11 protein-coding genes are annotated in these 12,360 nt (G+C 66.3%); 4 read left to right on the forward strand and 7 right to left on the reverse strand.

The window, feature by feature from the left end; genetic code table 11:
• Positions 1 to 86: 86 nt before the first annotated feature.
• The 3 genes from ggt to QQL24_RS27870 all read right to left on the reverse strand — a co-directional run bounded on the left by ggt (position 87) and on the right by QQL24_RS27870 (position 3,933).
• Positions 87 to 1,838 carry a gamma-glutamyltransferase gene (ggt, locus tag QQL24_RS27860; RefSeq protein ID WP_284315568.1) on the reverse strand — a complete coding sequence of 584 codons (1,752 nt, stop codon included), beginning with the start codon at positions 1,836 to 1,838 and terminating at the stop codon, positions 87 to 89.
• A 190-nt stretch (positions 1,839 to 2,028) separates the two neighbouring features.
• Positions 2,029 to 3,048: an NAD-dependent epimerase/dehydratase family protein gene (locus QQL24_RS27865; protein WP_284315569.1), complete on the reverse strand. Its 1,020-nt coding sequence runs from the start codon at positions 3,046 to 3,048 to the stop codon at positions 2,029 to 2,031.
• 156 nt (positions 3,049 to 3,204) lie between these two features.
• Complete coding sequence (locus QQL24_RS27870; RefSeq protein WP_284315570.1) at positions 3,205 to 3,933, reverse strand: FadR/GntR family transcriptional regulator; 729 nt, start codon at positions 3,931 to 3,933, stop codon at positions 3,205 to 3,207.
• Between the two features lie 497 nt (positions 3,934 to 4,430).
• On the opposite strand from QQL24_RS27870, the gene proB reads away from it, so the two are divergent.
• From proB to QQL24_RS27885, 3 genes are all read left to right on the forward strand, one after another.
• Positions 4,431 to 5,579, forward strand: a complete 1,149-nt coding sequence (proB, locus tag QQL24_RS27875; protein ID WP_284315571.1) for a glutamate 5-kinase — start codon at positions 4,431 to 4,433, stop codon at positions 5,577 to 5,579.
• 242 nt (positions 5,580 to 5,821) lie between these two features.
• Complete coding sequence (locus QQL24_RS27880; RefSeq protein ID WP_284315572.1) at positions 5,822 to 6,220, forward strand: VOC family protein; 399 nt, start codon at positions 5,822 to 5,824, stop codon at positions 6,218 to 6,220.
• 28 nt (positions 6,221 to 6,248) lie between these two features.
• Positions 6,249 to 6,542, forward strand: a complete 294-nt coding sequence (locus QQL24_RS27885; protein ID WP_284315573.1) for a hypothetical protein — start codon at positions 6,249 to 6,251, stop codon at positions 6,540 to 6,542.
• 66 nt (positions 6,543 to 6,608) lie between these two features.
• Here QQL24_RS27885 and QQL24_RS27890 read toward each other — a convergent pair whose 3' ends face one another.
• The 4 genes from QQL24_RS27890 to QQL24_RS27905 all read right to left on the reverse strand — a co-directional run bounded on the left by QQL24_RS27890 (position 6,609) and on the right by QQL24_RS27905 (position 11,234).
• On the reverse strand, positions 6,609 to 7,514 hold the full coding sequence (locus tag QQL24_RS27890) for a DMT family transporter (protein WP_284315574.1): 906 nt from the start codon (positions 7,512 to 7,514) through the stop codon (positions 6,609 to 6,611).
• Positions 7,515 to 7,899: 385 nt separating this feature from the next.
• Entirely contained in the window at positions 7,900 to 8,934 is a 1,035-nt protein-coding gene (locus QQL24_RS27895; RefSeq protein WP_284315575.1) for an aspartate-semialdehyde dehydrogenase, read from the reverse strand.
• Positions 8,935 to 9,086: 152 nt separating this feature from the next.
• Positions 9,087 to 10,265: a Na+/H+ antiporter NhaA gene (gene nhaA / locus QQL24_RS27900; protein WP_284315576.1), complete on the reverse strand. Its 1,179-nt coding sequence runs from the start codon at positions 10,263 to 10,265 to the stop codon at positions 9,087 to 9,089.
• Positions 10,266 to 10,601: 336 nt separating this feature from the next.
• Positions 10,602 to 11,234, reverse strand: a complete 633-nt coding sequence (locus QQL24_RS27905) for a malonic semialdehyde reductase (RefSeq protein ID WP_284315577.1) — start codon at positions 11,232 to 11,234, stop codon at positions 10,602 to 10,604.
• 106 nt (positions 11,235 to 11,340) lie between these two features.
• On the opposite strand from QQL24_RS27905, the gene QQL24_RS27910 reads away from it, so the two are divergent.
• Positions 11,341 to 12,234 (forward strand): LysR family transcriptional regulator, encoded by an 894-nt coding sequence (locus QQL24_RS27910; RefSeq protein WP_284315578.1) that lies wholly within the window; start codon positions 11,341 to 11,343, stop codon positions 12,232 to 12,234.
• The last annotated feature ends 126 nt before the right edge of the window (positions 12,235 to 12,360 follow it).

The raw sequence follows: 12,360 nt of genomic DNA on the forward strand, positions 1-12,360 counted from the left end.
AGGCAATGCGGCTGACGGAAAGGCTCCGCCTTTCTTGGATTAGCTAGTGGTTCAAGAGCCAGCTGGAAGCCAGCGACCCCAGGGGATCACTCTCCCACCGCCAGCCCCGCCGGTCTCCTGTTGTCGTTCGCGCCATACACGAACCCCGGCTTCATCTGGCCACCGAAGCTGGAATCGTTGCCGGAGCTCGCAGTGCCTTGGCCAGTTGCTGCCGGCGCCGGCAGCGCCACCAGTTCGGCGGCGCCCCAGGGGGTCTGCTGGGTGATCTTGTAGCCCATGCCCTGCAGGATCTTCACCGTGTCGGGCGAGAGGGAATAGGGTTCGGCATAGACCTCGTCCGGCAGCCATTGATGGTGGATGCGCGGCATGTCCACCGCTTCCTGCGGCTGCATGCCGTAATCGATCAGGTTGAGGATGGTCTGCAGCGTGATGGTGATGATGCGCGAGCCGCCGGGGCTGCCGAGCACGGCGACGATATGCCCGTCCTTGGTGACCAAAGTCGGCGCCATCGAGGAGAGCGGGCGCTTGCCGGGGGCGATCGAGTTGGCTTCGCCCTGGATCAGGCCGAACAGATTGGGCACGCCGGTCTTGGTGGTGAAGTCGTCCATCTCGTCATTGAGGAGATAGCCGGTGCCGGGCGCGATCACGCCCGCGCCGAACAGGCCGTTGATGGTGTAGGTGACGGAGACGGCATTGCCCACCTTGTCGACCACCGAATAATGCGTGGTTTCCGTCTTCTCATGCGGCGCCGTGCCCGGCTGCACGTCCTTGGAGGGCGTCGCCTTGTCCGGCAGGATCTTGGCACGGATCTCACCGGCGTAATCCTTCGAGAGCAGCCGGTCGAGCGGGTTCTTCACGAAGACCGGATCGCCCAGATAGGTGTTGCGGTCCATATAGGCGTGGCGCATGGCCTCGACCATGGTGTGCACGGCGTCAGCCGAATGCCAGCCCATCGCCTTGAGGTCGTAGCCTTCCAGGATGTTGAGGATCTCGCAAAGCGTGGTGCCGCCGGAGGAGGGCGGGGGCGAGGAGGCGATGGCATAGCCGCGATAGGTGCAGGTGACGGGGGCGGACTCCGTCACGGTGTAGTCGGCAAGGTCCTGCGCGGTGATCAGGCCGCCCTTGGCCTTCATCGCGGCGGCCAGCTTCTGGGCGTTGTCGCCCTTGTAGAAGCCGTCGGGGCCATTCTTGGCGATGGCCTCCAGCGTGTCGGCGAGGTCCTTCTGCACCAGCGTGTCGCCGGGCTGCAGGGCCGAGCCGTCGGGCTTGAAGAAGATCCTGGCCGCCTCGGGATCCTGCTTCAGGAGCGGAGCGCCGGCATCGATGATGTCGGTATCGCCGCGGCTGAGCACGAAGCCCTCGCGGGCGAGCTTGATGGCCGGGGCCATCACCTTGTCGCGCGGCAGCGTGCCGTATTTGGAGAGCGCGGTGTCGAGGCCGAGCACGCTCCCCGGCACGCCCACGGCCTTGTAGCCATAGAGGCTGGCGCCCTTGATCACATTGCCCTGGGCATCGAGATACATGCCCTTGGTGGCCGCCGCCGGGGCCTTTTCGCGGAAATTGATGAAGGTGTCCTTGTTGTCCTTGACGAGGTGCACCACCATGAAGCCGCCGCCGCCGATATTGGCGCAGCAGCTGTTGGTCACCGCCTGCGCATAGCCCACCGCCACCGCCGCATCGACGGCATTGCCGCCCTCCGCCAGGATATCGGCGCCGACCTGCGAGGCGAGATGCTGGGAGGACACCACCATGCCGTCAGGCGCTTCCACCGCGGGCCGCGAGGCGGCATGGGCGGCAAGAGGCAGGGCGGCGAGGATGAGGGCGAGGAAGCGTTTCATGGGCGGTCTCCTTCCTGTGGGACAGGGAGGGTAGAGCGTGATGGCCGATTGGGGAAGGGGCCTGGGAGCGCGGACGTTCCTACGACACTCAAGAGAGTGTCGGACGATCCGCTCTTGGAAACGAGTCGCTCTACGATAAAGGAAGAGCGGACGGGGACGTCCGCGGTCCCAGCCACTGCGGTTCCCGCACCTACTCGTTTGGCTTTCTTCTCTTCCAGCCCCGATACCACTCGACGAACGCACGGACCCCCTCTTCCACGCCCGTCGTCGGCCTGTAGCCCGTCAGCGCCTCCAGAAGCTCCGCGCTGGCGAAAGTGCGCGGCACGTCGCCTTGCTGCATCGGCAGCATTTTGCGTTCGGCCTTGCGTCCCATCGCGGCCTCGATCGTCTCGATGAAGGCCATCAGCCCCACCGGCTGGCCGCCGGCGATGTTGACGACGCGGTGCGGCGCCACCGGGGAGAGCGAATCGAGGCCCTCGCGGCCCGCCGGCTCGCCCTGGCGCGGGATCAGCGGCATCAGGCGCAGGATCGCCTCGATGAGGTCGCCGACAAAGGTGAAGTCGCGCTCCATCCTTCCTTCGCCATAGACCTCGATGGGCCTGCCTTCCTCGATGGCGTCGACGAATTTGAACAGCGCCATGTCGGGCCGGCCCCAGGGGCCGTAGACGGTGAAGAAGCGAAAGCAGGTCACCGGCATCTCCCACAGATGCGCGTAGGAATGCAGCATCGTCTCGCCGCTCTTCTTGGTGGCGGCGTAGAGGGTGAGGGGCTGGTCGGCCCTGTCGGTCTCGCGGAAGGGGATGGCGGCGTTGGCGCCGTAGATCGAGGAGGTCGAGGCGAACAGGAAATGCTTCACCTTGGCCTCGCGCGCCACCTCCATCAGGTTGAACAGGCCGACGAGGTTGGCATCGACATAGGCCCGCGGATTTTCCAGGCTGTAGCGCACGCCCGCCTGGCCGGCGAGGTGAAGGATGATGTCGGGCGTCTCCTCGGCGGCGAGCGCCGCGAGCGCGTCCCGGTCCTCCAGCATGAAGATCTTCGGGCGGAAGGCGTTGGAGCGCTCGAGGATGGCGTGGCGGGCCTGCTTGAGGGCGAGGTCATAATAGGGCGTGAAGCCGTCGATGCCGGTGACGAGATGGCCTTCGTCGAGCAGGCGGCGGGCGAGGTGGAAACCGATGAAGCCGGCGCTGCCGGTAACCCAGATTTTCATAAGTCTTCCCGGGTGCGCGGACGTCCCGTCCGCTCTTCCTTAACCGCAAGGCGCATCGTTTCCAAGAGCGGACGGGACGTCCGCGCACCCGGGATGAAGACAAGAGCAGACATCGCGACATGCTTGCATGTCGCTGTGATGTCCGCGCTCCCAGGTTCAAACCTTGTCATCCACCGCCACGCTGGCGGCATCGGATTCCGAACGGTCGAGCAGCACGTTCATCGCCTTGCGGGCCGCCTCGGCATCGCCCGTGATGATGGGTTCGGCCACTGCACGGTGCATGGGCACGATATGCGGGTGGATCTGGCCGGCGCGCGAGACGGTGAAGGACACTGCGAGCGAGGCTTCGATCGCCGGCTGGAAGGCGGCGAGCAGCACATTGTTGGCGGCCTTGACGATGGCGCGGTGGAAGGCGAGGTCGGCGTCGATCGAGGCCTGCACTTCGGTGGCGACCTCCATGGCGCGGAAGGTGTCGGCCACCTCGGCGCGCTGTTCGGGCGTGGCGCGCTCGGCGGCAAGCGCCGCGGCTTCCGGCTCGATCATGCGGCGAAGCTCGAACAGGTCCTTGACGAAGCTTTTGGTGGCGCCGCCCGAGGTCTGCCAGACCAGCACGTCGACATCGAGCCGGTTCCAGTTCGAATGCGGCTGCACGATGGTGCCGCGCCGTGGCGTGGAGGAGAGCAGGCCCTTGCCGGCGAGGAGCTTGATCGCCTCGCGCAGCGAAGCGCGGGAAACGTCGAGTTCGCGCGAGAGATCCGCCTCGGTGGGCAGGGCCACGCCGACAGGCCATTCGCCCGCCACGATCCGCTGGCCTATCAGCGCCGCCGCCTGGCTGTGACGGGTCTGCGATGTCCCTGAGCGGACGCGACCAGCGCTGCGTGCCATAGGCGATCCCTTCTTTTTTATCGAACGCGGTGGAGCGCGGTGTGGCGGATCGATTCTGCTGTCGCCCGCCGGAACGCGACTCAACCTGTTCCAATTGTTTTCGTTGCATTCCTCCTACCATATTGCGAGGGGATAAAGGGAGGGGGGATGGATTTGGCCACAGGATTCCTGGGAGCGCGGACTTCCAGTCCGCTCTTGGAGACGTCGCCATTGATCGGGAAGGCGCGACGGTGCGGTTGGCGCTCTATTTCTGAGATGTTTCAGTTTCAAGGCGCGGGCCGGATTCGGTGTGCCGGTCTTCTCAACCACATCGACCTTCAGTCGATGTGGTGGGAACGGCATGCCCTGCACCTGGGTGGAAGATGCCGGTCTGAAGACCGGCACACCGATTTGCGCACTTTCCTGGGAGGACTCCGTTTCCAAGAACGGGCTGGAAGCCCGTGCACCCGGAAGCATTCCCCCTTGTCGAACGCCGCTACTCGCATTAACCCCGTTCCATGCCCGAACTCAGCTCCTTCCGCCGCATCGTCGTCAAGATCGGTTCCTCCCTCCTGGTCGATTCCGCCCAGGGCAAGCTCCGCCGCGACTGGCTTGCCTCCCTGGTCGATGATCTCGCCCGCCATACCGCGCGCGGCGCCCAGATCATCGTGGTCTCCTCCGGGGCCATCGCCCTCGGGCGCACGCTGCTGAAGCTGCCCAAGGGACCGCTGGCGCTGGAATCGAGCCAGGCCGCGGCCGCGGTCGGCCAGGTCGGCCTCGCCCAGGCCTGGGCGGAGACGCTGAGCGCCAGGGGGCTGACGGCGGCGCAGATCCTCGTCACCCTCGGCGACACCGAGGAGCGCCGGCGCTACCTCAACGCCCGCCGCACCATCGACCGGCTGCTGGAGCTCAATTGCGTGCCGGTTGTGAACGAGAACGACACGGTGGCCACCACCGAGATCCGCTATGGCGACAATGACCGCCTTGCCGCCCGCGTCGCCACCATGGCCGGTGCCGACTGCCTGGTGCTGCTCTCGGACATCGATGGGCTCTACACCGCCCCGCCGCATCTCGACCCGGCCGCCACGCTGATCCCGGTGGTGCAGCGCATCACCGCGGCGATCGAGGGCGTGGCTGGGGATGCCGGCTCCGAGCTCTCGCGCGGGGGCATGCGCACCAAGGTCGAGGCGGCGAAGATCGCGGTGGGCGGCGGCACCACCATGGTGATCGCCTCGGGCAAGGTGGATTCGCCGCTGAAACGCATCGAGGAGGGCGGGGCCTGCACCTGGTTCCTTACCCCTTCCAACCCCGTCACCGCCCGCAAGAAGTGGATCGCCGGGCATCTGGAGCCGCGCGGCACGCTGCATGTCGACGCTGGCGCTGCCAAGGCGCTGCGCAATGGCGCGAGCCTCTTGCCGGCGGGCGTGAAGCGGGTGGAAGGCACCTTCTCGCAGGGCGATGCTGTCGTCATCCGCGACCCCTCGGGCGCCGAGGTCGGCCGCGGCCTCGTCGGCTATGACATCGGCGAGGCCGCCCAGATCGCCGGCAAGAAGAGCCGCAGCATCGAGGACATCCTCGGCTGGGCCGGCCCGACGGAAATGATCCACCGCGACGACATGGCCCTGTTCAGCCGCTTCGAGGACCTGAGCACGGTGACGGTGGAGTGAATCGAGCAGAAGAGGGCGCGGACAGCCTCCCCCACGAAGCTGGGGGAGGTGGCCCGACGAAGTCGGGTCGGAGGGGGTGTGGGCGGAGTGAGGCATAGCGGATGTTGCAGGGCTGAGGTCGAGCTGCGATTAAAGGCTACGTGGTTCAGGCGCTCTATCCTGGCCACACCCCCTCCGACCTCGCTGCGCTCGGCCACCTCCCCCAGCTTCGTGGGGGAGGCTTCCACGCGAGGATCCATCCCATGATCTCCCACACCTTCCTCGGCGTCGGCGATTTCGAACGGGCTTTCCGTTTCTATTCAGCCGTGCTCGGCGAACTCGGCCTCGTCCTGCGCTTCCGCGAGGACGAGCGGCCCTGGGCAGGGTGGGTCAAGCCCGGCGCTTCGCGTCCGATCTTTCTGATCGGCCGGCCCCATGACGGCGGACCGCCCGTGCCCGGCAATGGCACCATGATCGCGCTCCTCGCCCCCGATTGCGCCGCCGTGGAACGCGCCTGGCAAGCCGCCCTTAACCATGGCGGCAGGGACGAGGGTGCGCCGGGGCTGCGGCCCGAGTATCATGCCGATTATTACGGCGCCTATGTCCGTGACCCCGATGGCAACAAGCTCTGCCTGTGCTGCCATGACCCGGTCGACGGCTGAGGCGCCTTTCTCCTCTCAAGGACGGCCTATGCTCCGCCTCTGCTCCCTCTTCGCCCCGCTGGCCCTGCTCGGCGCCTGCACCACCACCGCCCCGAGCCCGACCCCGGTGGCCAGGCCGCTGGACCGCGCCGTCGTGGCCTGCCGTACGCCCGAGCATATTGGCGCTCTTCATGCAGCCGGCGGCAATTTCCAGCGCGAGTTCGACAACCACATGGCAGACGGGCGCTGCCGCCGGTTCGTGGCCGGGCAGAAGGTGGCGAGCCGTGGGCGGGATAGCTTTGTCGATCCGGGGAATGGGGTGACGTACTACGTTTACCACTGAGGCCCTGGGATCGCGGACGTCCCTACGACACTCTCCTGAGTGTCGTAGGGACGTCCGCGATCCCAGCTATCCCTTGTTCGCCACGGCGACGCCGAGCGCCGCCACCACCAGCCCCGCCGCCTGGACCAGCGTGAGCGCCTCGCCGAACATCGCCCAGGCCATCAGGGCCGAGACGCCGGGCACGAGGTAGAGCAGGGAGGCGACCTGCGCGACGGCGCCGCGGCGGATCAGCACCATCAGGAGCAGGATGGCGCCGATCGACATGCCGAAGATCGACCAGAGCAAGCCCACCCACCCGGGCAGCGAGGTGACGTCGAAGCGGCCCTGTTCGGTGAGGACGATGCCGAGGGCGATCGGTATCAGCGCGCCGGCATATTGCGCGGCCGTGTTGGTGGCGAGGTCGGCCCCGCGCCCGCGGCTCTTCTGCCAGATGGTGCCGAGCGTGATCCCCGCCATGCCTGCGGTGCAGACGAGCAGGGGGAGGATGGGAATGCCGCCATTGCCACCAGTGCCAAGCTTGGGCAGTAGCGTCAGGCCGGCACCGAGCGCGCCGATGGCGATGCCGAGCGCCCGGCGCGGCGAGACGTCTTCGCCGAGCAGCGGCTTGGAGAGCAGGCCGGTGAACAAGGGCTGCAGGCCGGCGATCAGGGCCGAGATGCCCGACGGCAGCCCATGAGCGACGGCCCAGAACACGCCGCCGAGATATAGGCCGTGGATCAGCATGCCGGCGATCATCGCATCGGACCAGGCGCGGGCGCTCCGCGGCCAGGGCGCCCCGGCGAAAAACGCATAGGCCGCAAGCACGATGCCGGCAGCGGCGAAGCGCAGGCCGAGGAAGGTCAGCGGCTCGGCATGCGGGGCGACAAGGCGCGCGGTGACGAAGCCGGTCGACCACAGCGGCACGAACAGCGCGGCGAGAGCGGCAGAGGGAATGCCCGGGCGCTGGGCGGTGGTGGTTTCGGCGATGGACATGGGGGAGAAGTGGAGATGAGGAAGGCGCGACGCGAGCGCACACAAGTTGTGTGCGCGGCCTCCCCCACGAAGCTGGGGGAGGTGGGCCGACGAAGTCGGCTCGGAGGGGGTGTGGCCCGCTTGCGGAGGAATGGCAAGACAGAGCTCAGGCAAACTTACTGACGGCTTTTCGGGATGGGACTAGGTGGCGACGCTTCCATCCTTGCCCACTTGGCGGTGGAGGGAGATCTGCGCCCTTGCCGGACAGGGTGCCCTAGCGGACCACACCCCCTCCGACCTCGCTTCGCGAGGCCACCTCCCCCAGCTTCGTGGGGGAGGCTCGCGTCGCGCTCTCTCGTAAAACGCGTCGTTTCCAAGAGGCGGACAGGATGTCCGCGCTCCCAGATTACGCCGCCTTCTTCTTCGCCCGCAGCAGTTTGCGGTTCACCAGCGCCTCGGCGATCTGGATCGCGTTGAGCGCGGCGCCCTTGCGCAAATTGTCGGAGACCACCCACATCGCCAGGCCGTTCGGAACCGTGATGTCCTCGCGGATGCGGGAGATGTAGGTGGCGTCCTCGCCTGCCGCCTCATAGGGCGTGATGTAGCCGCCGGGCTCGCGCTTGTCGATGACGAGGCAGCCGGGCGCCGAGCGCAGGATGTCGCGCGCCTCGTCCGCCGTCACCGGCTTGGCGAACTCGATGTTCACGGCTTCCGAGTGGGAGATGAACACCGGCACGCGCACGCAGGTCGCGGTCAGCTTGATCTTGGGGTCGAGGATCTTCTTGGTCTCGGCCACCATCTTCCACTCTTCCTTCGTGTACCCGTCCTCCATGAAGACATCGATATGCGGGATCACGTTGAAGGCGATGCGCTTGGGGAATTTCTTGGCCTCGACAGCGCCGTTCACATAGACGGCCTTGGTCTGGGCGAAGAGCTCGTCGAGCCCTTCCTTGCCCGCGCCGGAGACCGACTGGTAGGTGGAAACGACCACGCGCTTGATGCCGAAGCGGTCATGCAGCGGCTTCAGCGCCACCACGAGCTGCGCGGTGGAGCAGTTCGGATTGGCGATGATGTTCTTCTTCGAGAAGCCAACGATGGCATCGGCATTCACTTCCGGCACGATCAGCGGCACGTCGGCGTCGTAGCGCCAGGCCGAGGAGTTGTCGATCACCACACAGCCCTGCGCGCCGATCTTCGGGCTCCATTCCTTCGACACGTCGCCGCCGGCCGACATCAAGGCGATGTCGGTGTCGGAGAAGTCATAGGTGGCCAGGTCACGCGTTTTCAGCGTTTTTTCGCCATACGAAACTTCCGTGCCCAGGCTGCGGCGCGAAGCCAGCGCAACCACGTCATCGGCGGGGAACGCCCGCTCGGCCAGAATGTTCAGCATCTCGCGGCCCACATTGCCTGTGGCGCCCACGACGGCGACCTTGTAACCCACTGTACCAGTCCTTCTCCGTAAAACGTCTTGAGGATTGCCGGCCTTATATAGGAACGGCGCGCTGGCATATCACCGGGGGAATGTCGGATCAATGGAAATGCTGGGGCAGTGGGGCGAGGGGACTTCGATGGCGCGGCACATCTTGTGGCGTCTCATCTCGCCTCGGCGTTTTCCTCACGCCTACGTACTGTCCCCAACACCAACGCCCCCAAGCCTGCCGAGAGCAGCGAGCCCATCAGCACGCCGAGCTTGGTCTCGTCGAGGAGTGGGGCGGCGTCGGCATAGGCGAGGCCCCCGATGAACAGGCTCATCGTGAAGCCGATGCCGCAGAGCAGCGCCACGCCATAGACCTGGCCCCAGCCGGCATGCTCGGGCAGTTGCGCCCATTTCAGCCGGATCGCGAGGGCGGCGAACAGGAAGACGCCGACCTGCTTGCCGAGGAAGAGGCCTGATGTCACGCCCAGCGTCACCGGATCGGCGAGATTGGCCAGCGTCATGCCGCCGAGCGCCACGCCAGCATTGGCGAAGCCGAAGATGGGCACGACCAGATAGGTCACCCAAGGGTGCAGGCCATGTTCGAGCCGGTGCAGCGGCGTGTGCTCGCTGCTGTCCGACGGCCGCAGCGGGATGGTGAAGGCGAGCGCCACGCCTGCCAGCGTCGCATGGACGCCGGAGAGGAAGGTGAGCACCCACAGCACGGCGCCGAGCGCCAGATAGGCCGGCAGGAAGGTCACGCCGCGCCGGTTCATGATTGCGAGCACCACCAGGAGGGCCAGCGCCGCGTTGAGCATCCAGATATCGAGCTTGGCGGTGTAGAATAGCGCGATGATCACCACGGCGCCGAGATCGTCGATGATGGCGAGCGCAGTGAGGAAGACCTTCAGCGAGGCCGGCACGCGCGGGCCGAGCAGCGCCAGCACGCCGAGCGCAAAGGCGATGTCGGTGGCGGAGGGGATGGCCCAGCCCTTCAGCGTGTCGGCATGCCCCCAGTTGACAGCCACGAAGATCGCCGCCGGCACCACCATGCCGCCCAGTGCGGCGATGCCCGGCAGTGCTCGGCGCGGCCAGTTGGCGAGCTGGCCGTCGAGCACCTCGCGCTTGATCTCCAGCCCGACCAGCAGGAAGAACAGCGCCATCAGACCGTCATTGATCCAGTGCAGCAGGCCGAGCGGGCCGATGGTGAGATGCAAGGCGTGGAAATAGGCCTCGCCGAGCGGCGAATTGGCGACGATCAACGCCAGCGCCGCCACTGCCATCAGGATGATGCCGCCCGCCGCTTCGGTGGCGAGGAAGCTGCGCAGGAAGGATTGCGGGCGAGAAGGAGAATGCATGCGGGGCCGGCAATCTGGGAGCGCGGACATCTTGTCTGCTCTTGAACCACGACGATAGCAATAAAAACGCCGCGGTCGACAACGACCACGGCGTCTTATTCTACAACGCTATCGTTTCAAGAGGCGGACATCGCGACATGAAGGCATGTCGCTGAGAAGTCCGCGCTCCCAGGATTTACGCACCGGCTGGAAGCGCATTCCGGGTGCACGGGCATCTTGCCCGTTCTTGAACCACCGGCGTTGCCAAAGAAAACGCCGCGGCTGGTGGCAGCGCGGCGTCCCTACTATCAATGTAGCGGTTCACGAACGGGCAAGATGCCCGTGCACCCGGAGGATTTACGCGAAGGTCACGATCTCTTCCGGCTGGAAGCGCGGGCTGCGGGGGAAGAGCTTCTCGTCGTCGCCATAGCCGATATTGACCAGGATGTTCGACTTGAACTGCCCGTCCGGGAAGAATTCGGCATCGAGCTTGGCGCTGTCGAAGCCGGTCATCGGACCGGCGTCGAGACCGAGCGAGCGCAGGGCCAGGATGAAATAGGCGGCCTGCAGCGTCCCGTTGGTGTGGGCGCTGACCTTGGCGAAGGCCTCGTTGCCCGAGAACCAGGACTTGGCGTCGGCATGCGGGAAGAGGCGCGGCAGATGCTCGAAGAACTTCAGGTCATAGGCCAGGATCGCGGTGACCGGGGCGGCCATGGTCTTGTCGACATTGCCCGGCGCCAGGGCGTCCTTCAGGCGAGCCTTGGCTTCCGGGCTGCGCACGAACACGACGCGCAGCGGCAGCTGGTTGGCTGAGGTCGGGCCCTGCACGGTGATGTCGACGGCTTCCTTCAGGAGGGCGTCGGGCACGTGCCTGTCGAGGAAGGCATTGTGGGTGCGGGCCTTGTAGAAGAGCTGGTCGAGCACGGCAGCGTCGACACGGCCCTTGATGGCCGAACCGGCAGCACCGCCTTCGATGGCTTCGTTGCGCATGATGGTGTCTCCTTTGCGTTGCGAGCTATATCGCGCTGCAGCACCATCACTTCAATTGGCCAAATTATGATGGTATCCATCTGTCGAGGTGATAGAAGGGCTTCCGATGATCGACTCCCTGACCTTGGACCAGCTGCGCATCCTGATCGCCGTGGCCGATGAGGGCAGCTTCTCAGGCGCCGCCAGGCGGCTCGGGCGTGTGCAGTCGGCCATCAGCCAGGCGGTGCAGACGCTGGAGAATACACTCGGCCTCGCCTTGTTCGACCGCAGCGCCAAGAAGCCGGTGCTGACGCAAGCCGGCCGCTCCATCCTGATGGATGCGCGCCAGGTCGTCGCCCGCACCGATACGCTGCGCGCCCATGCCGGATCGATCGCCGGGGGGTGCGAGCCGGAGCTGACGCTGTCGGTCGACCCGCTCTTTCCCCAACCGGTGCTGATCGAGAGCCTGAAGGCCCTGAGCCTGGCCTTTCCCTATATGCCGGTGAAGCTGCTCACCGAAGGCCTCGGCGGCCCGGAGCAGAGCCTGCGCGACGGCCATGTGCTCTTCGCCATCTATGCCCTGCTCGCCACCGGCTCGCGCGATCTCAATGTCGAGAAGCTCATCGATGTCGAGATGTTCCCGGTGGTGGCTGCCGATCATCCGATGGCCCAGGCCCCGGAACCGGTCAGCCAGGAGGTGGTGGAGGCCCACACGCAGCTCGTGCTGATGGACCGCACGCCGCTGACCCAGAACATGCGCGGCAACATCTTCTCCACCCATGTCTGGCGCTTCGCCGACATCGCCACCAGGCTCGACTATCTCCTGGCCGGCTTCGGCTGGTGCCACATGCCGGCCTGGCTGGTGAACGGCCATATCGCCGCCGGCAGGCTGAAGCGCCTGCGGCTGGCACAGAGCAACGGTGCCCGCATCGCCATGTATGTGGTCCGCCAGCACGGCCGGCACCTCGGCCCGGTCAGCCAATGGCTGATCGGAGATCTCAGGAAGCGGCTGGGGGAGTGACTGGGAGCGCGGACGTCCTGCGACGCGTAAGAGAGTGTCGGACGATCCGCTCTTGGAAACGACGCGGGCGCAGGATGAAGCACCTTGGTGTGCCGGTCTTCAGACCGGCATGTTCCTGCCCCCACG

The organism is Labrys miyagiensis (assembly GCF_030160835.1).
Lineage (GTDB): Bacteria > Pseudomonadota > Alphaproteobacteria > Rhizobiales > Labraceae > Labrys > Labrys miyagiensis.

What these genes read in the sequence shown, in the direction of transcription:
- proB (WP_284315571.1), top strand. Translation starts at nt 4,431, where the DNA reads ATGCCCGAACTCAGCTCCTTCCGCCGCATCGTCGTCAAGATCGGTTCC.
- QQL24_RS27890 (WP_284315574.1), bottom strand. Translation starts at nt 7,514, where the DNA reads ATGTCCATCGCCGAAACCACCACCGCCCAGCGCCCGGGCATTCCCTCT.
- QQL24_RS27870 (WP_284315570.1), bottom strand. Translation starts at nt 3,933, where the DNA reads ATGGCACGCAGCGCTGGTCGCGTCCGCTCAGGGACATCGCAGACCCGT.
- QQL24_RS27905 (WP_284315577.1), bottom strand. Translation starts at nt 11,234, where the DNA reads ATGCGCAACGAAGCCATCGAAGGCGGTGCTGCCGGTTCGGCCATCAAG.
- QQL24_RS27865 (WP_284315569.1), bottom strand. Translation starts at nt 3,048, where the DNA reads ATGAAAATCTGGGTTACCGGCAGCGCCGGCTTCATCGGTTTCCACCTC.
- ggt (WP_284315568.1), bottom strand. Translation starts at nt 1,838, where the DNA reads ATGAAACGCTTCCTCGCCCTCATCCTCGCCGCCCTGCCTCTTGCCGCC.
- QQL24_RS27880 (WP_284315572.1), top strand. Translation starts at nt 5,822, where the DNA reads ATGATCTCCCACACCTTCCTCGGCGTCGGCGATTTCGAACGGGCTTTC.
- QQL24_RS27885 (WP_284315573.1), top strand. Translation starts at nt 6,249, where the DNA reads ATGCTCCGCCTCTGCTCCCTCTTCGCCCCGCTGGCCCTGCTCGGCGCC.
- nhaA (WP_284315576.1), bottom strand. Translation starts at nt 10,265, where the DNA reads ATGCATTCTCCTTCTCGCCCGCAATCCTTCCTGCGCAGCTTCCTCGCC.
- QQL24_RS27910 (WP_284315578.1), top strand. Translation starts at nt 11,341, where the DNA reads ATGATCGACTCCCTGACCTTGGACCAGCTGCGCATCCTGATCGCCGTG.